The sequence below is a fragment of the Methanocella sp. genome (assembly GCF_035506375.1).
In the GTDB taxonomy this organism is placed as follows: domain Archaea; phylum Halobacteriota; class Methanocellia; order Methanocellales; family Methanocellaceae; genus Methanocella.
The window spans coordinates 1-22,581 of sequence record NZ_DATJPM010000089.1 but is presented as its reverse complement, the minus strand read 5'-3'; the positions used below and the strand labels follow the sequence as shown (position 1 = coordinate 22,581).

The following is a 22,581-nucleotide window of genomic DNA, read 5'->3' as shown; positions in this document are numbered from 1 at the left end:
CCCTGCTGTGCGCCTCCCTGATATGCGGGCTGTGCCATCTGGCCCTGCTGTGCGCCTCCCTGATATGCGGGCTGTGCCATCTGGCCCTGCTGTGCGCCTCCCTGATATGCGGGCTGTGCCATCTGGCCCTGCTGTTCGCCTCCCTGATATGCGGGCTGTGCCATCTGTCCACCATATGACTGAGCCATCGCCGGAGCAATAAAGGCCGTTACAATGACCATCATGGCAAAGACCGCCATTACCTTTCTCAATCCATCCATCCTTAATCACCGTTTTTCAACTCCATATATGACGTTATATAGGTTGGCGAAATTGGCCGCATGAAAATAATTATCAAGCCGCTGTTTTCATTCACGCATAACTTTATTGCAAACTCATACATAGGAATTTATCGAAAAGCATGAAAGCGCTCGTAATCTATTATTCAAGGACCGGCAATACGAAGATAGCCGGTGAAGCTATCGCCAGAGAACTCGGCTGTGACGTTGAGGAGATCTTCGATACGGTTAACAGGTCCGGCCCGATCGGCTGGTTCATGGCCGGGAGACAGGCTTCGGGGAAGATGCTCACGAAGCTCCAGCCCTTGAAAAAGGACCTTGCCGGATATGACATCGTCATCATAGGCACGCCCGTGTGGGCCTACACCATGTCGACGCCCGTGAGGACGCTCCTCGCCGAAAATAAGGATAAGATAAAGAAAGTTGCCTTCTTCCTTACCATGGGAGGCAGAGGCGACGCCACGACCTTCCAGGGCATGGAGGAAGTCTGCGGCAAAAAGCCCGTAGCGACGCTGGCCCTACTGACGAAGAACGTAAAAAATGGCACCTACGTCGAAGCTATAAAAAAATTTGCAGGCAGTCTGAAGGCTTAAAGCCTTTTTATCATGTGCCTACGGCCGCGTCGGTCACTATCACGTAGCCGTTCGTGGCCTTGAATACCTTTATCACGTCGGCGCCATTGGCGGCCATGCCGGTCTTTTCCTTGCGCACGTTGATCGTTTTACCGCTGGCTGCCGACACTGTCAGTTCCTGGCTGTGCTCGTCGGGCTCGTCCACCGCCAGGACGACGGCATTTTCGACCATGCCCGCGGCTAGCTTCGAGTCCCCCAGCAGCGTATCGATGTCGCGGACCGCCAGGTCCCTTGTGAGCGCTTTATCCGGCGCGGCGAAGACGATAAAATTGCCCCGGCCACTCAGCTTATCGGCGTACGCCGAATCCTTTATCGCGGCCGTGAACAGCGAGAGCTGCGGTACGCTTTCCATGGTGGCGAGGATGCTCTTTCCCGAGTCTTCCATGGCCGGCGCCTTATAATGCTCGATGGAGCCCATGCCCATTCCCTGGAACATGCCGCCGAAAGGCGAGCCCATCATTCCCCCATACATGCCCATCTGCCCGCCCCCATCGAACGGGCTCTGGGCGGCCGCCGGCGCCGCTATAAAGAGCGCTGCGAACGCGACGAGCGCTAAAATACTTCTTAACCTATCCATCTCGTGCCCCCTTGTTTTTTTCAATGCGTATCGTTTTATAGGTTGCCAAAATAGGGCGCACAGAATACCCGCGTCGGCCGTGCTTTTTTAAAAAATGCACTCTTGCCACGCTTATGACAACCAAGAGTAATATTTCGGATGAGGCCTCGCTATCGACCTATAGGACGGTATTGCCGTTGCTTTTGGCAGGTTATCCACGATAGCCCTATATGGAGGCTTAGCGGTGGGCGACGGGGGCGGAGTCGGCGAGGGCGATGGGGACGGGCTCACGGTGGGAGCCGGGGCCATGGAAGGATGCGACGAGCGTATCACGGCAAACAGGGTATTTTCACTGTTAACGGCCAGTGTCAACGTGGGAGACGGCTGCACCGTAACGGACGGCTGTACAGTGACTTTCGGCGCAGGCGTCGACGATACTGACGGGGCAGGGCCGGTCGCGTGATCGCTGGAGGGCACTCCCGTTGTGACGATCGACCCATTTGGAGCGATAAATAAGCATATGGACGCGATGTTCGCCAATAATAGTACGAGCGTCAGCATATCGCCTTTTTTTATCATGCTTGATCACAAACCATTTGTTTTATAATTATATTTGTATAAAAAGCTTAGTGAATTATTGGTCGGCAGGTATGAGCATTTAGAGCAATCGATGGATATTTATGCCATATTAATTGTAATAAGATATGGTTCGGCGTTAATATGTCCCTAAATAAATATGCATTATTCGCTATGCTCACAATACTCATAGTATCGTTAAGCGGCTGTATCTGCGCGCCTCTTTCCGGCACCTCGCCGACCATCGTGCCGACGCTGACCGTAACGCCGGGGCCGTCAACCGCCCCGGTGCCCCCGACGATATCGCCTATCCCGAGTCTGAACACGGGGACTCAGATCATATGGAAGCTCCCCAGCGGGGATGGCCGGCTCGTGGTAAAAAACCAGGTCATCGGCCAGGATGCCGTCATCATCCTCGCTCCCGTGAGCGACCCGAAGAGCGCTGTGCTGGCGGTCTACGTTAAAGGCGAACATGAATGGACCGTGGACGGCATACCGGATGGGCAGTACGTACTCTACGACATGATAGGGACGAACTGGGACGACACGAATAAAAGCTTCCTGCATACGAGCGAGTACGCGAAATTCGACAGCACGCTGAATTTTTATACCACCGCTACCGAGTCAAAAGTTTACACGGTCACACTGAGCGGAGCCGCCGGCGGCGTCGACGGGCTGAGTACGGCCATAGATCCCGGGGATGTGCCATCGCTTGCAAGATAATTGCTGCGCCGAATAATTAATTTTAAGCGCATATGCTGGAATGTATCCATTTTTATCCATTTAAGCTCACGGAGTGGTGAAAAATAGTGCCTTCATACACTCTGAGCACTTAAACGAACTTAAAATCGGAATAATCAAACACAGCAGTCACAAATAATGCCTCCGATATGATAGTTGATAATAGAATAGACTAATAACATCTTCAAATATGGGCCTTTGCAGGATCATATCGCCGGCAGCAGGACCACAAACCGGCTGCCTTTCGTGCTATCTCCCTGGAGTCGGTCTTCGACCCTCACCCTTCCATGATAGGCTTCCACGAGCGTTTTTACCAGATACAGCCCGAGGCCTTTGCAGCCCGCCCTCGGAGATCCTTTCTGGGGACTGATAAATAACGTCACCTTCTTATCGTCCGGGATGCCCGGGCCGTCGTCCTCGATGCGAACGCGGCAATAATCGCCGTTATCTTCTTTTATCTTATCCATTTGTATGTTGATCGTGATATGGCCTTTCGAATGCTTGATGGCATTCCCGATGAGGTTGGAGAACACGTCATTTAAGAGGCCGTTAGCCATTACCTTGCAATCGCCCTGGATATTCTCGGTGATCGTGATATCCCTGCCGGGTACGTTCGAGTATTCCCGGGCCACATCATGAAGCACGGGGCCCAGGTCGATAACATGGAGCTTTTGCCCGTCATCATTTATCCACTGTAATTTTTTAACGTTCCTGATGAGGCTCGTGCTGCTCCCCAGCGCATCGAAGGGACGGGATATCAGCTCCCGGACTTCGCCGCTGAGGTCGGGCCGGTCCAGCGCCATCTCCAGGAAGCCGAGGGCGACCATGTTCATGTTATTGATGTCGTGGCTCATCAGGTCCAGGTACAGCTCGGCCTCATTCTTTGCCGCCCGCAGCTTTTCCTCGTAGTTCTTGCTGTCCGTCACATCGGACATCATGGCGATGTAGCTCGAGATGGCCCCCTCCGAGTCGAGCGTGGGAAACAGTTTTATCGAATAGTATTTTTTATCGCCGCCAGCCATAAGCAGCTGACTGACCCCTTCATAAAGCGGTATCTCTCTATTCCGGATACCTACGATCTTATCGCTCGTGCCCGGCGCATACACGTCGTAATCCTTAAAGAGGTTGAGCTTTCCGATCACCTCGCCCTGGCTTTTACCCGTGAACTGGATAAAGGCCTGATTTGCCAGCACGGCATTGCCATCCACATCGAAGATGCATATGGCGTCGGGCGACTGCATGATCAGGTCGGACATCAGGCTCCTTGCGCCGTACAGCTTTTTATTTATCTCTTCGACCGTGGTCACTTTCACGTTGCCCAGCGCGATGAAGAGCAGTGAGATCCCGCTAAAAATGATCATCCCGTCATAAAAAAGCTGTGCACATCCGATCGTATGGTATATGCCAAGGAACTGCAGCAGCATCAGCACATCTCCCCCGAGGGATAATAAATAGACGCAGATGGGGACCGAGATCACGTACCGAAGCTGATTTTCCATGGAGGCCAGAGCGAGCAGCGAGCCCATGGAGAGGATAACGATGTCCAGGATAATGGATACGGTATATACCATGACTCCGACGCCGTAGCTCACACCCCACCGGTAATTCATGACGACGAGCGATATTATCGTTATGGCAGAGATGACGTTAAAAGCGACGATCAGGGAAGAGATGTGTGGCCACGATGCCCTTTGCCGTTCCAGCGTCAAATAGAGAAAAGTTAGCAGGACCGGCATGTAAGTGATGACCGTTGCCGCCTGGCCGGCTATGACCAGCGAAGGGTCGTTGAGCAGCTGCGGCAGGATGAACCAGAGAAGAGCCGAAAGCGTCAGCAGGACGTACATGAGGAAGAGGCTCAGGAATAATAGCTTCTGGTCCCTGTTCGTGCTTTTCCAGCAGAGGTACAGGGACAGCGGCAGGCAGAGGAGGACCATGAACGCGATTGCAGCGGTCGAAAAAAGGCTGATGTCGGGGCTGATGACCGGCGAGATGAGTAGTGAGACGATGAGGAGGAGGAAAGCGACCTGGATTACGATCAGGAATCCCATCAGCGCATTAAAGCTTCTTGCGTTGAGCACATCTCTCAATATCGGGCCCCCATGGTCTATAAAAACAATGACCTTTCTCGATATATAGGTATTGAGCAGCAGGCTATTGCATCGGATTTGAGATATTAAGTGGATAATTTATTTTTACTGAGGAATGTCAGGCCTATTAATCCTCTATGCTGCGTTGAATAAATCTTATATGTCCTGCACTTCTCTGGCTTAAGCCCGCGAAACCTGCTAAGCCCGCGAAGACGTTTCGAGCGCGAAGGCCGCGAAGCTACATTAAAAGATGATTTAATATTAAATGAATGAGCTTAGTCACAATTGCTGTGCTGGATATGCCCTTTTAAGTCTCAGAGTGTACGGAGTCACTATTTTTCACCACAAAGACACGAAGAGCATGGAGGCCCACAAAGACTTTTTTATAATTAAGAGACAAAGGACACAGAGCCGCTTTTTGAACTTATAAGATACAAAGGATATGAAGGAACGATGGTAAAAGTGCTCTTGTTCATTCCACTGTGTCTTTGTATCCTTCGTGCCCTGATGTCAATGAACCGGCTTTGTGTTCTTTGTAACTTAATCTAAAAAGAAAACTTTGTGGGCCTCCGTGCTCTTCGTGCCTTTGTGGTGAAAAATAGTGCCCTCCGTGCTCTTAAAAAGCTTATAATACGGGAGTAATTCAACACAGCAATAATATTAAAAAAATTGGTGCCACCTGGTGTAAACTTGGTACCGCTTAGTGATTAAATAAATATTCCGTGCGGCCTGGTGTAAACTTGGTGCCGCTTGCTAACACAAGAGTTTCAACCACACCAGGTTTACACCAGGCGGCACCAATATTATTTATATCACCAGGCGGCACCAAGGTTACACCAGGCCGCACCAACGATTTTTAATAAGTCTCAGAGAACTTAGAGCCAGCTTCGAGCCACTTTGAGGCTGAAAAAGTCTTCGAGCATTCTTATTATGCTTAGAGGATTTTAACTGGTTTTAGAGTTGTTCGACTCTTATGTTTCCGGTCTTGCCGATGGTTTCGAAGGTCGCCTTATCGCCCATGCGCTTGAACTCGATGCTGATCTTCTCGCCGCCGACGACCATGTTCTTGATCGTGACAATGTTGAGCCATTCGGGCAGCTCTGGCTTCACGTAAAGCACGTTATTCGGAGCGTCCGGGTAGAGGCCAAGCATGGTCTGCATGAAGAGGATAATGCTGCCGGAGGCCCAGGCTTGCGGGCTGCAGGTGGAATGGTAGATGACGGGCGCCTGGTTATCCTCCCGCTGGTAGCCGCAGAAAAGCTCTGGAAGCCGGTAATCGAAGTACTTGCTAGCGTCGATGAGCGACGTGATGACGGAATTCGCCTCCCGGGTGTAGCCATACTTCTTGAGGCCCCACAGGATGAGCGAGTTATCATGCGGCCACACCGAGCCGTCGTGATAGCTCTGCGGGTCGTAGGCGGCCTCCTTCGAGGACAGCGTCCTGATGCCCCAGCCGGAGAACATGTCGGACTGCATGATGCGTTTCGCCACCGTATCCGCTTTTTGCTCCTCCAGGATGCCCGACCAGAAGCCGTGGCAGGGATTGCTCGTGACGGAGTTGACCTGGCGCTTGTCCTTATCCAGCGCCTCGGCGTAATAATTCGCTTCCGGCATCCAGAAAACGTCGTTGAACTTATCCTTGAGGGGCCTGCTCTCCGAGAGCATCTTTCGGGCCAGGTCGCCGTCCGGATACAGCTCCGCATAGCGCCGCTTCGCGTCGTAGGCGTATCCCTGCACTTCGGAGAGCGCGATGGGCGGCGACGCAAGCTGGCCGTCGGCGAACACGATGGAGTTATGGGAGTCCTTCCAGCCCTGGTTGATCAGGCCCAGCCGATCTGACATACGGATGTATTCCACGAAGCCGTCCTTGTCCATGTCCCCGTAATCGTCGATCCAGCGAGCCGCCGCCTCTGCGCCCTGCTTCAGGTCCGCATGGACCTTCTCGTCGGCAGTCCACTTATGGTACTCCGACATCAATATCAAATACAGCATCGTCGCGTCTATAGTGCCATAGTAGGGCGTGTGCGGGATGTGGTGCAGGTTCGCCAGCTCTCCCTCCCGAATCTCGTGGAGGATCTTGCCGGGCTGCTCGTCGGTCCACGGGTCCACTTTTGTGCCCTGGTATAGCGTCAGGAACCTCAGAGTGGAGGCGGACAGCGACGGGTTGAGCATCAGGGTCTGGAAGCACGTGATGAGGCTGTCCCGCCCGAAGATGGTGTCGTACCATGGTATGCCGGCCGCCGGGACTAAAAGGTCCTTCTTCGTGTTGATGATGAGCGAGCGTAGATCCAGTATGCTCGTCTCGATGACGTTGTTCATGACCTCGTTGTCTGTCGATATCTGCGTCAGCCCCCGCTGCCAGCGGTCGTAGGACTCCTCGATCTCCTTCTTGGCCTCCACGAACTCCTGCCGGATTACCGGCACTCCGCCCAGCGTCATGACCACCTCGATGTCGATCTCCCTGGTCTCGTACGGGGCGATCTCTAGATCGAATTGCGCCGTATCCCACAGAATCTCGGGGGTGGGCTTAAAATAGAACTCGGTGCGCCGGATGACGTTATCCAGGCCCTCGTAGCGCAGGATGATGTTCTTCCCCTCCTCGCCCTCGATGATTGCTCGAAGGCCTTTTCGGTGGATGTTCACCCCCTTGACCTCGAAGATGTCCCGGAAATCTGTGTCGTAGGAGAGCGAAAGCTTTAGCTTTACGGGAAAGCCGTTCGTGTTCTTGATGAACGTCTTCTCATAAAAGTTCGTGCTGATGAACATCGTTCGCAGGATGTGAAGAGTGCCCTCGGGTATGGTCTGCCCGTCCGACTTGATCTCCGGGTTCGTCAGCGAAATGTTCGCGATATAGCCCTTCCGGGTAAAGCTCAGAGGTATGAGGGGCTTGCTATCGAGCTGCAGCATGTACAGGTTCAGGTATCTCGTGTCAGACCTGAACAAGCCCAGCGGCGTGCCTCTCGGCACGTTACCGCTGCTATCGGTGACCATGAAGGTCGTCCCTTCGTTGATGACGATCGTTCCATCCATAACCGGGCCAGCACTGTGCTAGGTCGTCCGGGACGTCGTGCAGCCGGCGCCTTTCAGGCCCTGCCTGGGCCGCGTGGCCGTATTTTTTATCCGCTGCATGACGCTGTCGCTGACCAGCCGCTCGTACAGATTTTCCATCCGCAGTGCCATTTTTCTCGAATCGAACCGCTCCAGGGCGACCTCCCGGCCATTCTTTCCAAGGTATTCACCCAGGCAGGCGTCGGCTATGAGACGATCGATGCCCTCTGCAAGCTCCCGCGCCAGCGTCTGCGGGTCCTTATCCACGACGAGACCGTTGATACCGTGGTACGTACTCTCAACCAGCCCGCCGCTGTTGGTGACAATGACTGGCCTGCCGCAGGCCATGGCCTCCACCGGCGCGATGCCGAACGCCTCGCCCTTATAGAAGATCGTCGGGTAGACGACCACGTCTGCGGCGTTCATGTAGAGCGGCATCTCGCTGCCGCTGGCGCTGACGAAGATGACGTTCTTCTCCATGTCGTACTCGCGCAGCAACTCGCCTACTCTGGCCTTGAACGATTCCCGCTCCTCGTCGAAGTCCACGGAATCCCCGTTGCCGCTCAGTATGAGGCACAGGTCCGGGTACTTATCCTTGAGCAGTCCCGCGGCCATGATGCTGTGCAGCGAGCCCTTCGATTCGCAGGCCCGGGCCGGGTGGAAGATCACCCTTCGCCCTGCAAGGCCCAGCTGCTCTTTGATCCGCTGGCCGTCCAGCGCACAGTATTTATTCAGGTCGATGCCGTGGTAGTGGACTTCCATCTTATCGGGGTCCACCTTCGCGTCGAAGATGCACGGCCATTTCATGTAATAGCTGACGGCGACGAGCCGGTCCCAGCCGATGTCCTTTAGCAGGTGCCGGCAGAGGTCGTCCTTCCAGTAGTTATGGACCGTGAGCACGATGGGAATGCCATATTTCTTCGAGATCTCGTCCAGACACTCCGCGTGGTCGGGAACAAAATAGTGGAAGTTATGGGCATGTATAACATCGGGATCCTCCCGCTCGATGAACCGCTCCATCATCTCACGCACACGATCGTAACGGTCCTGTCCCGGGTAATTTAGACAGTAGCGGATAGACATTAGCTCGTCGTCCACGATCCGGCACCACGGGTAATCGGCGGGATCCCTGTCGGGATGCGGGGCGGTCAATATCGAGACCTTATGCCCCATCCTGGCTAGCTCTTCGTACAAGTAGACAAGATGGGACTCGACGCCTCCCACCACCGGCGGGAACGCCCAGTGAATTACGCCTATCTTCATCGCATCAACCCAAACCAGATTTCTATTGGGGTTTTTTATAGGTACCCTGCGTAAAAAGCACTAAAGACGTATGAAGACCTTGCTTTTTAACAGCGCCATGCGCTAGTGCTCTAGCGTCTTTTTCTTCGTCATCGACACGCTGGCCTCCCGGGAGGCCTCGGTGGTGCCCCCGCTTTCGACGAGCCTGGCCAGTATGAGCCGGTTATAGAGGTCTTCCATCCTGAGCGCCATCCGGCACGCGTCGAACCGCTCGATGGCCACCTCACGGCCGTTGGCGCCCAGGTACTTACGTAGCCCCGGCCTCTCGATGAGCAGCTCGATGTTCCGGACCAGCTCTCCGGTCAGCACCGCCGGGTCAGCGTCCACGATAAGGCCGTTGATGCCGTGTGCCGTGCTTTCCGGCAGGCCGCCGTTCCTCGTGACGATCACGGGGCGGCAGCATGCCATGGCCTCCACCGGCGCGAGGCCGAACGCCTCGCCCTGCGGCAGTATCGTGGGATATACGACGATGTCGGCCGCGTTCATGTAGGCGGGCATTTCTTCCGCCGGTATGCTCACGAACTGAATGTTATCCGAAATACCCAGCTCCTCGATCAGCTGCCGTACCTTCGAGATAAAGGCCGGGCGCTCATTCTCGAAGTCCACGGTATCTCCGTTGCCGCTGAGCACGAGCAGTATATCCGGGTATTTCTCCTTAAGCCGGGATATGGCCTCGATGCTGTGCATCGTGCCTTTCATCTCGCACATGCGGGCCGGATGGAAGATCACCTTTCGCCCCGCGAAGCCGAGCTTTTGCCTCTGAGCCTCACGGCCTTCGACGGGCCGGTATTTATTCAGGTCGATGCCGTGGTATTGCACTTCCACCAGGCCCGGGTCAAGCTTCGCGTCGAAGAGACAGGACCGCTTCAGGTGATAGCTCACCGCGACGACCATGTTCCATCCTATATCCCTCAACAAGTGCCTGCAGAGGTCGTCCTCCCAGAAGTTGTGGATGGTAAGCACGATAGGTATGCCGTACTTCTTGGACAGGATGCCCAGCGCCTCGGCGTGGTCCGGGAAGAAGTAATGCAGATTATGCGCGTGGATGACGTCCGGCGAATAGTCCCGGATATAGCCTTCCAGCATCGTATAGATCTCCTGCCATCTCCCGGGTCCTGCCGGCACTTTAAGCAGGTGATCGATATCCATTAACTCGTCTGAGACAACCGTGCACCAGCCGGTGCTTCCGTCCTCCCTCTGAGGGTGCGGCGCAGTCAGTATCGACACGTCGTGGCCCATGCGGGCAAGTTCCCCGTAAAGATAGCCAAGATGGGACTCGACCCCTCCGACCACAGGAGGAAAAGCCCAGTGCACAACCCCTATTTTCATAGTATCATCCACTTTTAGTTATCATCGGATTTTTTTATAAGTACGCTGCTTTTATAACATTAATCGGGCTATAGCGGGATTTTTTAAGCGCTGCCGCGGTGGCATTAGCCTCCCGCCATCGGCGGCAGGATAGTGACCACGTCGCCGTCCCTAAGCTCGGTATCCAGCCCCTTGAGCGAGCGAGCCTCCCGGGCGTTGACGAAGACGGCGATATGCTCGTTCATCTTTCCCGTGGCCACGTCATAGATACTTTTTCGGAAATCGGGCCTCGCCAGCTTCGAGAGCTCCTCCATCAGCCCTTTAAGGGTAAAGCCCGGCTTAGCCTCGAACGCGTATCTGGAGCAGCCAAAAAGGCTCCGGGCATGACCGATGATATCCACGCAGACGGGCATGTCACGCGGCCCTGGCCTCTTCCGGCCCGACGCCCTCGGCCCGTAATTCTTCGGCGACGAAATCCAGGCCCATCTCGTGCAGCTTCTCCGGCGTCGGAACGCCATTCTCGTCCCAGCCACAGAGCTCGTAGTATTTCGATAGCATCTCCGGCACGTGGGCGACGCTGCCCTTTGCCATGCCCGCAGTCAGCGGCACCGTCGAGAACTTTTTAGGCAGCGAGTCCTGCGCCCTGCCCATGCCCTCCCGCGCCCCGAACGCCCGGGCAATGTTAATCGAGCGCTCTCCCGTCTTCCAGAATTCGGGCCACTTGTAATTGAAGCCCGTCGCCGCGTTCACCAGCCGGATAAGGTCGTCCTGGAGGCTGAGCTCGTTGCCCGCGAACCGGCATACGCACAGGCAGTCCATGATCGCCGAGCCCTCGTTGTCCCGCTTGACCAGCGATGGCTTATCGTCCGTCGTGAACGGATCGGTGCGCTCCGGTGCCGAGAGCCACTCCTTATTAAACACCCACGGCTTCAGGTGATCCGCGCCCCGCTCACACCTCGCGTAGGCAAGCGCCGTGCCTTCCCCGCTCCTCGGGTCGTAGGCCGGTATTTCCAGGCCCTTTACCTGCGGGGCAAAGTCCATGGAGCCCCTGCCGATCTCCTCCGCCGCCCTCCGGCAGCCGTTTGCCACAAGGCGGCCGAGGCTGCCTTCGCCTTTGCCCGCCGCGTGGATAGCCGCCATCCACGCGTTCACGTCCCCGAACCGCAGGTCGATGCCGTTGGTCGCTCCGGCGCCGATGAGGCCCTTAGCGGAGCAGTCCATTAAAAATGCTATGGTATCGCCCACGGACATGGTATCGAGCCCGTAGCCGTCCAGTAAATAATCGGCCAGCGATATGGCCTTCGCGTCGTTGATGCCGCAGTTAGAGCCCAGCAGGCCCACCGTCTCGTACTCGGGGCCGTCGTCGATCTTTCCCTCGAAGCCCGGCTGCTCCAGCACGTGGAAGTGCGTACACTTGACCGTGCAGTTCCAGCATGGGTGCCAGTTCTTGCCGCCGTTCCACAGCTCCATCCGCAGCGCTTCGCCGCTGATCCTCTCCGCGCCCGGGTTCTTATCGCCCGAGAAGTCGTTATACGGCAGCGCACCGGCCGCGTTGACGCCCGACAGGATATTAGGCGTCCCGCGATAGCGCAGCGCGTCGCTCGTCACCGGGTTCCTGTTGAGCCGCGCGTTCTGCTCCCTAACCAGGCCCATCATCGTATTCGCGTCGTGGAGCTGTGGCCTCCGGCTGCCGAGGACGGAGATCGCCTTTAAGTTCTTGCTGCCCATGACGGCGCCAACGCCTCCCCTGGCCGCAGCCCTGGCGTCGGCGATGATAGCCGCCAGCATATCCTTTCGCTCTCCGGCAGGCCCGATGCTCATGACCTTTATGGGCTTCTTCGTCGGGCCATGGAGCTTCTTTACTTCCGCCTCCGTCTGCCATGTGTCAAGCCCCCACAGGCTCCTGGCGCTATAGATGCCGATGTCGTCGTCCTGGATGTGGATGCGGACCGGCTCGGCCGCGGCGCCCTCGAGGATGATGCCGTCGTAGCCCGCGAACCGCAGCTCCGGGCCCCAGAAGCCGCCCATGTACGAGTCCGTGAAAGTGCCGGTCGACGGAGACTTCGTCGCCACCACGGTGCGGTTCCCCAGCGGGGCCGGCGTGCCCGTGAGCGTGCCCGTGAACAGGTATAGCCGGTTGTCCGGCCCGAGGGAGTCGGTGCCCTTCCGGATCTCCCGAAAAGCGTAATATGCCGCCAGTCCCTTGCCCCCAAGGTATTTTCGTGCAACGTCCTCGCCATATTCCTCGATGATTATGCCACCGTCAGTCAGGTTGACGCGTATCAGCCTGCCGCTAAGTCCCTTCACATGATCACCTTCCTAATGGCTTTCGCCCCCTTCACATAATCGTCCACGATCAGCTTTTCTGCGTCCGACAGGCCCTCGAGAGGCGGCCGGACGTGCCCGCCGGGAAGCCCTTTCTGCGCCAGCATGTACTTCACGGCCGCGGGAAATGTACCTACGTTCATCGCCCGGATGAAGTCGTTCAGCGTGCCCTGCATGGCGAACGTTTTTTTCAGGTCGGCATCGGCCGCCGCACGGTACATATCCACGCATGCCTCGGGCGCCACCGACGCGCTGCCTATCATCATGCCTTTTGCGCCCATGCATATCCCGTAGCTTACCAGCGGGTCGGCGCCGACCATTACAGAAAAGCCTTCGGGTGCCCGGCGTATGAACTCCATCATCCTGGCCGGGTCCCCCTCGCTGTCCTTCAACCCGACGATCCGCTCGTCCTCGGCGAAGGCGTCCATGATGTCCGGCATCAGCCGGTTCCCTGAGAACTGCGGGATGTTATATGCCATCACCGGCATGTCGACGCTCTCCGCTAAGTCGAGGTAGTGCCGCGCCATGCCTTTGGCCGTCGGGTGATAAAAATAGGGCTCGACCGCGATGATAGCGTCGACGCCCAGGTCTTTCAGGTACTCGGCCATCCTGATCGTCTGCCGCGTCGACGCGCAGCCGGCGTTTATTATGACCTCAAGGCGGTTTGCTGCCCCGACGATAGTATCGGCGGCCTTTTTTCGCTCCTGCTCGCTCATCATGGCGAACTCGCCGATGGTCCCAAGCGCGAGCAGGCCGTTCACGCCCGTGGTCTCGAAATACGAGACCAGGTCTCTCAGGCCCGTCTCGTCCAGGTCGCCGTTCCGCATGAACGGCGTAGGTATTGCAGGATACACTCCTGCCGGATGATACACGAAAAAGTCGCCCCCTCTCAATATAAAATTTAACCGGGGGTTTTTAATGATTGGCTGGATTATACGCGGTATCGTTTCGCCGCGTCCAGCATCCGCATGTATTCTACGAGCGGGAACGACAGCTTATCCGGTAATTTCTTAAAGAAGCCGACTTCGGAGATCTCTCCGGCATCGGGCATAATGGAAAGCTTCTTTCCCACGTCGCCCATGTAGACGAGGCCTCCGGCCTCCACTTCCAGGACACGCAGCCCGCCCACGTCGTAGCCGGTCTCCTCGTGGAACTCCCGGACGGCAGCTTGCTCCGGCGATTCACCGGCGTTCACCTTTCCGCCGGGCATTTCCCAGGAACGGCGGGCATGGCGCACCATCAGGAACTCGTCGTCTCGAAAAGCGATGACATAAACGTAGCTAATGCTCATTCATTCACGACAAAAAAGTGAATACTCTATGCGATGTTAAAAAATTTTCCATCGCATAGAGGCATAACTTTGAAAAGTAAGTCTGTTTAGATCGCGCCAAGGGCCATCGTCACGATGCCCTCATACTTCTCCTTCAGGCTGTACTCGTACTTAGCATCGTACGAGTTCTTATGGGCGTGCAGGATGCCCAGCTTGGAGTGAATCACTCCCAGCATGGCGGTCACCTGCTTCAGCGTGATGCTGTAGCCGCGCTCCATAAGGATCCTGTGAAGCGTGTCTGCCGTCAGGCTCTTCATCTTGACGAACGCCTGAAGTACGATCCTCCTGATACCCTGTACGTCGGTCGCCAGATAATCGTGCAACCGTTTGTTTATCTCGTTTACGACAAAATCCATTTAATCCCCATCCCTTGATTTGCCTTTTAACCCCTTATAGGTTTATTACTTTATCCTAAGGTATAACATATTAATATTTAACACTTTCTTAAATGATTATGCTACATCCGATAGTAATTCTAAAATTGAATTTTATTGTTCCTGCTTGCCGGTTTTATAAAATTATTTTAGTTAAAACATTATATAATGGCTATTTTAAAAAGCGTAAAAAAAACGGACGTCTGCCATAGCGGCCGTATATTTAAATCGGAGTGCGGCTACCGGGAATTGAACCCGGACTTCGAGCTTGGGAAGCTCACGTCATAGCCACTAGACCATAGCCGCGCTTCGTACAATTGATAAGATTATTCGTATATGTATTTTTTGATTTCCAGTGCTATGTTGAATAATGCCTTTTAATTCTCCGAGTACACGAAGGCACCTCCGTCTCGTATATAGCTGAAAACACAAGAGTAATCCAGCATAGCATAAAATTTTTCAAACAGCAGATCTTTAGCCCAGGAACTTGATGGCGTCGTCGCAGAACCGGAGTGCGTCTTTTCGCATTGGCCGCTCGCCCGACCGCTGGAACACGATGAGCCGGGAGTTCCGGAGGATGCGAAAGTCGTCCATCTCGCCCACGATGCGCTTTGATTTTCGGATCATTTTCGAGAGCTTTATGGGCGCCTGTATCAGAGAGGCGCTCCAGGCGGACTCGATGAACCTTCGCTCGGAAAGCGCGGGCAGCGGTGGAAAGTGCTGTCTCGTGTGGCCTTCTTCGAGGGCTCGTGATTTTTTGTAGTCCAGGCGGCCGTAGATCTTTCTCAGGAAAATAAGCATGCTGCGTTTCGAAGCAATATTACCATACATGACGCTCTCGACTTTTGGTATGCGGAGAATGCGGTATACGACTGAGCGGCCGATGGTGTCGTGGGTCAGGATGTGCCTTACCCCGTCCGGGCTTATGAGAAGTATCTTGTCAACAAGCTTCGGATGCTCGAAGGCGGCCTTCAGCACGTACTGGGCGGTGGATGGGCCGGATATAATGGACAGCTTCTCCCGGATGACCGACTGCAGGAAGCCTTCGATAAGCCGCTGATAGTGTGTGGAGCCATACTTCAGGCGGGACTTTTCATGCTCGATGCCCGGCGGGTCGAGCGCGTACATTTTAAATGTTCCAGCCATGCAGTCGAAGATATGGCGCCAGTAGTATGAGCCGCATCTCGCCGATAATCCCATTGTCATGAGCACGGGGCTGCCTTCGCCTTCCATGTGGTACGTGATCGGCTCGCCGTTGAAGTCGTATATGCCCGTATAGCCGCCTAGCGGGTCCGCGTTAAGCATCGCTTCAAGGTAGCCGTCTAGAGGAATAAAAGTTGACAGCCGGTTCAGCGGCTGTTTTTGGGCTTCACGACGCGCCGTTCCATGAGAAGCGCCGTGGTGAGCACGTGAAATAGCGGCATGGAGCACCGGCCGAAGGCCGCGGTATGGCTGCCGCGAATCGCCCGTGCGGCGTCCTCGCCTTCGGGCACCAGTGTACCGGCGTTCGCGATCTCGGCGCCAAAATGCGCGTCACTGCCGCCGACTTTGCAGAGGTGATAGTCGTCCGCGTAGTGGCCGGCCATCGAGTTAGACCGCCGGAACACGCACCTGGCGTTGAGGACCTCCACGGCGTCCATTTTGTTCGAGTCCTTATCCGTGAGCCAGAACGCCGAGCCCCGCATGCTGTCAAACGGGTGGGGCACGATGGCGACGCCGCCCTGCCGATGGATAGCATCGATGACCTCCATGTGCTCGCGGGCTGTGATCTCCTCGTTCAGGAATAGGCCGATGACGTCTCCCCGGTCGGTTTTTATTTCCGCGCCGACGATGACGTCCAGGCCTTCGGGCTTCAGCTTTTGCGCCTCGAGGCCGCCCCTGATGGTGTCGTGGTCGGTGATGGCGATACCATCGAGCCCCCGCTTCCTGGCGATTCGGATGGCGTCAGCTGGCTTGATGGCCCCGTCGCGAGAGTAAATGGAGTGCGTGTGTAGATCGTATTTTAGCATTTATTGACCACGTCGGCGTTTGCGATTATGACCATGATAGAGGCGAGCGACTAAATATTTTTCTATTTTTAAAAGCCACTAAAACGATAAGAACCACAAAGGTTTTTTTAGCCACGAAGCGACCCTAAGCGGGCCTGAAGCGACACGAAGGCATCATTGAATATTTAAAAATCGTTGGTGCGGCCTGGTGTAACCTTGGTGCCGCTTAGCGATTTTTAATAAGTCTTAGAGAACTTAGAGCCAGCTTCGAGCCACTTAGAGGCTGAAAAAGTCTTCGAGACGCTTAAACTTTTTTCGAGTGACTTAAAGCAAAACAAATAAGTGTGGGACATGGGGTTTTACATCATCCCCATGCCGCCCATGCCGCCCATGCCCATGCGGCCGGCCTGCATCTGCCGGGCCGCAGCAGCCTGGGCCTCGCGGATGGTCCTCTCGTCGGGGCCGCCGGAGGCGATGACGTCGTCGATGCGAAGGATCATCGTGGCCGCCTCGGTCGCCGAACCGATGGCCTGGGTCTTAACGCGCAGGGGCTCCAGCACGCCGGCCTTGAGCATGTCTACAGGCTTGCCCTCGAAGACGTTCAGGCCAAAGTTCTTGCCACCCTTCTTCTCATGCCTGCTCCTCAGCTCGACCAGCATATCGATGGGGTCGAGGCCGGCGTTCTCGGCAAGCGTCCTCGGGATAATGTCCAGGGCGCCCGCGAAGGCCTCTATGGCCAGCTGCTCCCTGCCGCCCACGGACGAGCCGTATTCCCTGAGCCGGAGGCCCAGCTCCGTCTCGGGAGCGCCGCCGCCGGGCACCACTTTCTTATCCTCGATGACGACGCCGACGACCCTCAGCGCATCGTGCAGGGCGCGCTCGTACTCGTCGATGGACGTGAAGCTGCTGCCCCGGAGCATGATAGTCAGCGCCTTCGGGTTCTTGCACTTCTCGATGAACAGGAGTTCGTCCTCGCCGGAAATGAGCCGCTCCTCGACCAGGCCCGCGAAGCCCAGGTCCTTAGGTTCGATTTCGTCCAGCTTGGTGACCACACGGCCGCCCGTGGCCTTAGAAAGCTTGGCGATCTCCGACTCGGACACGCTCTTTACGGCCAGGATACCGGCCTTGCCGAGGTAATGGGCGGCCAGGTCCTCGATCGACTTCTGGCATAATACGACGTTTGCGCCCGACTTCTTGATCGCCTCGACCTTACGGCGAAGGATGCTCTCCTCCTGGCTCAGGAAGGACTGCATCTGCTCCGGAGATCGGATCTTAATGCTCGCGTCGATCTCGGTCTTCTTGATGTCAATGGCGGTGCTTAAGAGTAATATCCTGGCGTTCTCGACCTTCTTCGGCATGTTGGGGTTTTCCCGGCGCTTATTGAGCACGATGCCCCTGACGATGCTTGAGCTCTGGACGCTTGAGCCGGTCTTCTTCTCGACCTTGATGTTATCGACGTCCACCTTACCGCCCTCCTCTACGGCGAGCACGGCATCGACGGCGAGCTCCGAGAGCGTATCGCCCACGGCGCCGGCACTCTTGCCGGTCATGGCGGTTAGCGCGACCTTCTTCAGGACGTCCTTGCCCGATGCGGGGATGGCGATCTCGGACAATAGCTCGTTCGCCTTCGCCGCCGCCAGCCGGTACCCCGAGGTGATGACCGTCGGGTGGATGCCCATGTCCATGAGCTCCTGGGCCTTCTTTAATAAGGCTCCCGCGAAGATCACGGCGGTAGTCGTGCCATCGCCGACCTGCTCGTCCTGGGTCTTCGCGACCTCGACGACCATCTTGGCCGCGGGATGCTCGATGTCGATCTCTTTCAGGATCGTCACGCCGTCGTTGGTGACGGTGGTGTTACCCGTCGAGTCGACGAGCATCTTGTCCATTCCCTTCGGCCCGAGCGTGCTGCGCACTGCCTCGGCGACGGCCATTGCCGCTATGATGTTGTAACTTTGAGCGTCCCGGCCCTTCGACTGGGTCGTGCCCTCTCTCAAAATGTATATTGGTTGGCCACTTTGTTCAGCCAAGTTAAAATACCTCCATAAATGTAATACGGGGTATTGTAGGTTTGTGATTCTATAAATAAATTGCCATCCGGCGGGCCGGCAGAAGTACGGCATTCAGGCGAAGGTCGGTCGTGTTACAATATGATGAGAAAAAGCGCCGTGGCCAGCTAAGTATAAATAATAACATGAATATCTTACTTCCGGCTATGGACGGGATGGTCACTTATATCGGGCTGCTTTTTATTTCGCTTATCGTGGGCGTCGCCGCAGGCCTGCTCAAGGGCCGTTTCTCCGGCCGCCTTAAAAAATACGTGTCTTCCGCCATTACCTGTATGGTGTTCGTGCTCATCCTCCTCATGGGCCTCAAGACGGGCTCGAACGAGGCCGTTATCAATAACCTGGGCCTCTATGGCCTGCAGTCGCTGCTCATCACGGTTTGCGCGATCCTGGGCAGTATCGTCTTCGCGATGCTCTTCGAGAGGCTGTTCTTCAAGGACGGTACCGGGTAATGTCCATCATCCTGATCATCCTTCTCGCGCTCGCCATCGGCATCGTTGCAGGCGTTATGGGCATCATGCCACCCTCAGTGGAGTCGAACATCGATACGCTCATAATGGTCATGCTGTGTTTGCTTTTATTCGTCATCGGGCTGGACATGAGCCAGAACAAGTCGGTCATAAAGGAGATGAGGCGTATCGGGTGGAAGATGGTGCTGTTGCCGGTATTTATTGCAGCGGGCAGCATACTGGGCGCACTCGTGGCCGGCCTCATCATGCGCATGGACCTCGGGAATGCAATGGCCATAGGTGCGGGCTTCGGCTGGTACAGCCTCTCCGCCGTCATGCTCACCGGCCTCGTCGGGGCCCAGATCGGCACGATGGCACTGCTATCGAATATTTTCCGGGAGATGCTCTCCGTCGTCATCATGCCCCTGGTGGTCAAATACTGCGGCAAGATCGCGGCCATCGCCCCTGGCGGTGCAACCACAATGGATACGACGCTCCCCGTCGTCGTGCGCTACGCGGGCAGCGAGATGAGCGTCATCTCCTTCGTGAGCGGCGTCACTCTTTCGATGCTGGTCATCGTGCTGGTCCCCTTCTTCGCAGGTCTCTGATAAGCCGACCAGCTATATCGCCGGCGGCCGCGAGCACGCTTCGGGCAGCTGAAGTGAGCGATAATATTTGCAGTCAAGGCCATCTAAGATAAAATAAGCAGCACGAAAACGGTTTAAGCCACGAAGCGACTCGAAATGGGCTCAAAGAAACTCTAAGTATTTTTAATAATTATGGCATTGTTGAATTACTCCTGTGTTTTAAGCTTTATAAGAGATAGAGGACACTATTCTCATCACAAAGACATGAAGGGGTGGTGAAAAATAGTGCCTTCGTTCACTCTGAGACTTAAAAGGTATATTCATCACAGATTCAGCACAGCAATAATTATTGGAAGAAAAGATTACAATGGTCAATGATTAATATATTTTTTTATAATTCTTCGAGCAACTTCAGGCCCGCTTTGAGTCGCTTCGTGGCTGAAAAAATTTAGCGAAACTTATTATTTTTTGGGAGACTTAGCAGGCAGTTAATTTCGCCCCGCTACCAAAACCGGTATTAATGTCCTCCTGCAATGGTGATACGATGCAGCGATTCCGAAAGGATGCCGAACTCTGTGCCGGGCGCATTAAGAAATGCAGCGAAGCGTTGATAGTGTCCCACATCGATGCGGACGGCCTCACGGCCGCGGGCATCATGTGCAAGGCGCTTGACAGGCTTGGCAAGCCCTGGCAGGCAAAATTCGTCAAAAAGCTGGACGAGGCTGCACTCAAAGGAATCGCGGACGCAGGCACGGGGAAGCTCGTAATATTCACTGACCTCGGCAGCGGCGCGATGTCCACCATAAAAGCGCTGGGCATCGATGCCGTGGTCACGGACCACCACAGGCCGGCCGCGGAAGAGTACCCGTACCACATGAATCCTCATTTATACGGGCTCAACGGCTCGACCGAGATCAGCGGCGCCGGGGTGGCGTTCCTGCTCGCCCTGAGCCTCGGGGATAACGTGGACCTTGGCGCGCTGGCCATCGTCGGGGCGGTCGGCGATCTACAGGACATGCGTACAAACGCGCTGGTCGGCGTCAACCGCCAGATCCTGGATCTTGTCACGTCTAAAGGCTATATTTCTTACGAGAAGGACATCAAGCTCTTCGGCCGGCAGACGCGGCCGGTCTATAAGCTTTTACAGTACAGCTCGGACCCATTCATACCGGGCCTCACCGGCTGCGAGGACGCCTGCATAGCGTTCATCGAGGGGGCGGGCATACCGATAAAGACGGAAAACTGGCGCCGGTGGATAGACCTCAGCCAGGAGGAAAAAAAGGCGCTCACCTCGAAGCTGTTTCAGTACTGCATGGCCTGCGGCATGCCGGGACACAAGATACAGCGCCTCGTAGGCGAGGTCTACACGCTTTTAAAAGAAGAGCCCGGCACCGAGCTCAGGGACGCCTCGGAGTACTCCACCCTGCTCAACGCCACGGCCCGCTACGACTACGCGGAAGTCGGCCTCGCGGTCTGCATGGGGGACCGTGGGGAGGCGTTCCATTATGCGAGGGATCTTTTGGAGTCTCATCGGCATAACCTCGTGAACGGCCTCAACCTTGTGGCCGATAAGGGCGTATGCCGGCTGAACAACATACAATATTTCCATGCCCATGGCGAGATACGCGAGACCATCGTGGGCATAATCGCGGGCATGAGCACGAGTCTGGACTGCGTGAGCCGGGACGTGCCTATTATCGGCATGGCGAAGTCCGAGGGCGGCACAAAAATATCGGCGCGTGGCAACCATGATCTAATTTTGAGGGGCCTTAACCTGGCCACGGCGCTGGGCGAGGCCGCGGCCGCCGTGGGCGGCGTCGGAGGAGGACACGACATCGCCGCGGGCGCCACCATCCCGGAAGGGAAAGAGGATGAATTCCTGGAAATCCTGGACAAGGCCATCGGCGCGCAGCTAAAGAAAAGCGGATAGGCGCAAGGGAGCGAAAACTTTTATAATCAGCCCATGCATCTTTATTTTTAGACAGAGGAAATACGGATGTTTTCATTCTACTCGCAAGAAAGGTGGAACAACTGGATCAACCAGGTGAAGGAGAGCAAGTTCAAGATCGACCCGACGGCTGAAGGCCTCGGGAGGGAGGGCATCGTCTTCCTGGACATGGAAGAAGATGTTATCCTGGCGCTCTGCAAGATCACCGGCAAGCTCCAGCTTGGCACCCTGTCTAAGGACGACGCTGCGATCAACATCCAGAATATGAAGGAGATAGTGCTCGCCAAGGTGGAACCCATGGACGAGGACAAGGACGCGATGATCGAGTCAGTGCAGTCCTCGCTGGTGGGCGCCTTCGCCGCGGCCGAAGCCTTTGTTTCCGGCGAATTCGACTCCAAGAAGAAGGTGGAGGAGCTCGTGCTGGAGGCCTCAAAGGCCGAGGATGGCGGCGACATGGATAAGGCTTTCGAGCTCATGGGCAAGGCCGGAGCGCTGGTGCTGGCGGGGAAGAAGTTCGACAGCGATAAAGTCTATGAGAAGATCCCGCCGGAGAGCTTTGTGGCCGAGGGCGTAGATGGCCTGGACACCATATTGGCGGTCCTCGCGGGCGGCATCGACTACACTGACGAGGCCGACGAAGGGGACGACGAGTAAAATTATCCTTCTTTTTGAGCAGATCATAAGTAATTAAAAATTATTTTTAAAGTCGTAGTGCCGCCTGGTGTAAACTTGGTGCCGCTTGAGAGCGACTGTTGTCTCAATCATACCAGGATTACACCAGGCCGCAATAAAATATTATAATTTTATTGCTGTGTTGAATATTGATAGGTCATTGTTTAGCAAGTAGTCTTTTTTTTATCGTTTGCGTAATAGCCAAATTTATCGATAGTTTCCGATTATCTTTTTCAATTTTTATGCTGTGTTGAATATGCCTTTTTAAGTCTCGGAGTGTACGGAGGCACTATTTTTCACCACAAAGGCACGAAGAG

At 55.5% G+C, this 22,581-nt stretch carries 20 protein-coding genes, 1 tRNA gene and 1 pseudogene; 7 read left to right on the top strand and 15 right to left on the bottom strand.

Annotated elements, in window-relative coordinates; translation table 11 throughout:
• Positions 1-260 (bottom strand): annotated as a pseudogene (locus tag VMC84_RS12235) (hypothetical protein); the annotation flags it as partial.
• A 140-nt stretch (positions 261-400) separates the two neighbouring features.
• Here VMC84_RS12235 and VMC84_RS12230 point away from each other — a divergent pair.
• Positions 401-871: a flavodoxin family protein gene (locus tag VMC84_RS12230; protein ID WP_325381043.1), complete on the top strand. Its 471-nt coding sequence runs from the start codon at positions 401-403 to the stop codon at positions 869-871.
• A 10-nt stretch (positions 872-881) separates the two neighbouring features.
• Here VMC84_RS12230 and VMC84_RS12225 read toward each other — a convergent pair whose 3' ends face one another.
• Positions 882-1,487: a fasciclin domain-containing protein gene (locus VMC84_RS12225; protein WP_325381041.1), complete on the bottom strand. Its 606-nt coding sequence runs from the start codon at positions 1,485-1,487 to the stop codon at positions 882-884.
• 223 nt (positions 1,488-1,710) lie between these two features.
• On the opposite strand from VMC84_RS12225, the gene VMC84_RS12220 reads away from it, so the two are divergent.
• Both VMC84_RS12220 and VMC84_RS12215 read left to right on the top strand, forming a co-directional pair.
• A complete protein-coding gene (locus tag VMC84_RS12220) occupies positions 1,711-1,929 on the top strand; it encodes a hypothetical protein (protein WP_325381039.1) in 219 nt (72 codons plus the stop codon).
• Between the two features lie 287 nt (positions 1,930-2,216).
• Positions 2,217-2,765, top strand: a complete 549-nt coding sequence (locus VMC84_RS12215; RefSeq protein WP_325381038.1) for a hypothetical protein — start codon at positions 2,217-2,219, stop codon at positions 2,763-2,765.
• Between the two features lie 224 nt (positions 2,766-2,989).
• Here VMC84_RS12215 and VMC84_RS12210 read toward each other — a convergent pair whose 3' ends face one another.
• The 13 genes from VMC84_RS12210 to thsA form a co-directional block, all read right to left on the bottom strand.
• Entirely contained in the window at positions 2,990-4,861 is a 1,872-nt protein-coding gene (locus tag VMC84_RS12210; protein WP_325381047.1) for a PAS domain-containing sensor histidine kinase, read from the bottom strand.
• A gap of 963 nt (positions 4,862-5,824) precedes the next feature.
• A complete protein-coding gene (locus tag VMC84_RS12205; RefSeq protein ID WP_325381037.1) occupies positions 5,825-7,900 on the bottom strand; it encodes a glycogen debranching N-terminal domain-containing protein in 2,076 nt (691 codons plus the stop codon).
• 18 nt (positions 7,901-7,918) lie between these two features.
• Positions 7,919-9,181 carry a glycosyltransferase family 4 protein gene (locus VMC84_RS12200; RefSeq protein ID WP_325381035.1) on the bottom strand — a complete coding sequence of 421 codons (1,263 nt, stop codon included), beginning with the start codon at positions 9,179-9,181 and terminating at the stop codon, positions 7,919-7,921.
• 102 nt (positions 9,182-9,283) lie between these two features.
• Positions 9,284-10,549, bottom strand: coding sequence for a glycosyltransferase family 4 protein (locus VMC84_RS12195; protein ID WP_325381032.1), 1,266 nt, complete (start codon positions 10,547-10,549; stop codon positions 9,284-9,286).
• A 104-nt stretch (positions 10,550-10,653) separates the two neighbouring features.
• Positions 10,654-10,941, bottom strand: coding sequence for a MoaD/ThiS family protein (locus VMC84_RS12190; protein ID WP_325381030.1), 288 nt, complete (start codon positions 10,939-10,941; stop codon positions 10,654-10,656).
• Position 10,942: 1 nt separating this feature from the next.
• Positions 10,943-12,835 carry an aldehyde ferredoxin oxidoreductase family protein gene (locus VMC84_RS12185; RefSeq protein ID WP_325381028.1) on the bottom strand — a complete coding sequence of 631 codons (1,893 nt, stop codon included), beginning with the start codon at positions 12,833-12,835 and terminating at the stop codon, positions 10,943-10,945.
• Complete coding sequence (locus VMC84_RS12180; protein WP_325381024.1) at positions 12,832-13,725, bottom strand: dihydrodipicolinate synthase family protein; 894 nt, start codon at positions 13,723-13,725, stop codon at positions 12,832-12,834. The genes VMC84_RS12185 and VMC84_RS12180 overlap by 4 nt, the downstream gene beginning before the upstream one ends.
• Before the next feature lie 59 nt (positions 13,726-13,784).
• The gene (locus VMC84_RS12175) at positions 13,785-14,144 is read right to left on the bottom strand and encodes an NUDIX hydrolase (protein ID WP_325381022.1); all 360 of its coding nucleotides are present in this window, start codon (positions 14,142-14,144) and stop codon (positions 13,785-13,787) included.
• An 86-nt stretch (positions 14,145-14,230) separates the two neighbouring features.
• Positions 14,231-14,539 carry a DUF2551 domain-containing protein gene (locus VMC84_RS12170; RefSeq protein ID WP_325381020.1) on the bottom strand — a complete coding sequence of 103 codons (309 nt, stop codon included), beginning with the start codon at positions 14,537-14,539 and terminating at the stop codon, positions 14,231-14,233.
• A 252-nt stretch (positions 14,540-14,791) separates the two neighbouring features.
• Positions 14,792-14,863, bottom strand: a tRNA-Gly gene (locus VMC84_RS12165).
• A gap of 168 nt (positions 14,864-15,031) precedes the next feature.
• A complete protein-coding gene (locus VMC84_RS12160; protein ID WP_325381019.1) occupies positions 15,032-15,862 on the bottom strand; it encodes a hypothetical protein in 831 nt (276 codons plus the stop codon).
• 44 nt (positions 15,863-15,906) lie between these two features.
• The gene (locus tag VMC84_RS12155) at positions 15,907-16,566 is read right to left on the bottom strand and encodes a PHP domain-containing protein (RefSeq protein ID WP_325381017.1); all 660 of its coding nucleotides are present in this window, start codon (positions 16,564-16,566) and stop codon (positions 15,907-15,909) included.
• A gap of 338 nt (positions 16,567-16,904) precedes the next feature.
• On the bottom strand, positions 16,905-18,572 hold the full coding sequence (thsA, locus tag VMC84_RS12150; RefSeq protein ID WP_325381015.1) for a thermosome subunit alpha: 1,668 nt from the start codon (positions 18,570-18,572) through the stop codon (positions 16,905-16,907).
• 185 nt (positions 18,573-18,757) lie between these two features.
• Between thsA and VMC84_RS12145 the strand changes: the two genes are divergently transcribed.
• The 4 genes from VMC84_RS12145 (at position 18,758) to VMC84_RS12130 (ending at position 22,246) form a co-directional block, all read left to right on the top strand.
• Positions 18,758-19,060, top strand: a complete 303-nt coding sequence (locus tag VMC84_RS12145; RefSeq protein WP_325381013.1) for a LysO family transporter — start codon at positions 18,758-18,760, stop codon at positions 19,058-19,060.
• Positions 19,060-19,665: a lysine exporter LysO family protein gene (locus VMC84_RS12140; protein WP_325381011.1), complete on the top strand. Its 606-nt coding sequence runs from the start codon at positions 19,060-19,062 to the stop codon at positions 19,663-19,665. The genes VMC84_RS12145 and VMC84_RS12140 overlap by 1 nt, the downstream gene beginning before the upstream one ends.
• Positions 19,666-20,188: 523 nt before the next feature.
• Positions 20,189-21,574 carry a DHH family phosphoesterase gene (locus VMC84_RS12135; RefSeq protein ID WP_325381009.1) on the top strand — a complete coding sequence of 462 codons (1,386 nt, stop codon included), beginning with the start codon at positions 20,189-20,191 and terminating at the stop codon, positions 21,572-21,574.
• A 66-nt stretch (positions 21,575-21,640) separates the two neighbouring features.
• Positions 21,641-22,246, top strand: a complete 606-nt coding sequence (locus VMC84_RS12130) for a DUF2150 family protein (protein ID WP_325381007.1) — start codon at positions 21,641-21,643, stop codon at positions 22,244-22,246.
• The last annotated feature ends 335 nt before the right edge of the window (positions 22,247-22,581 follow it).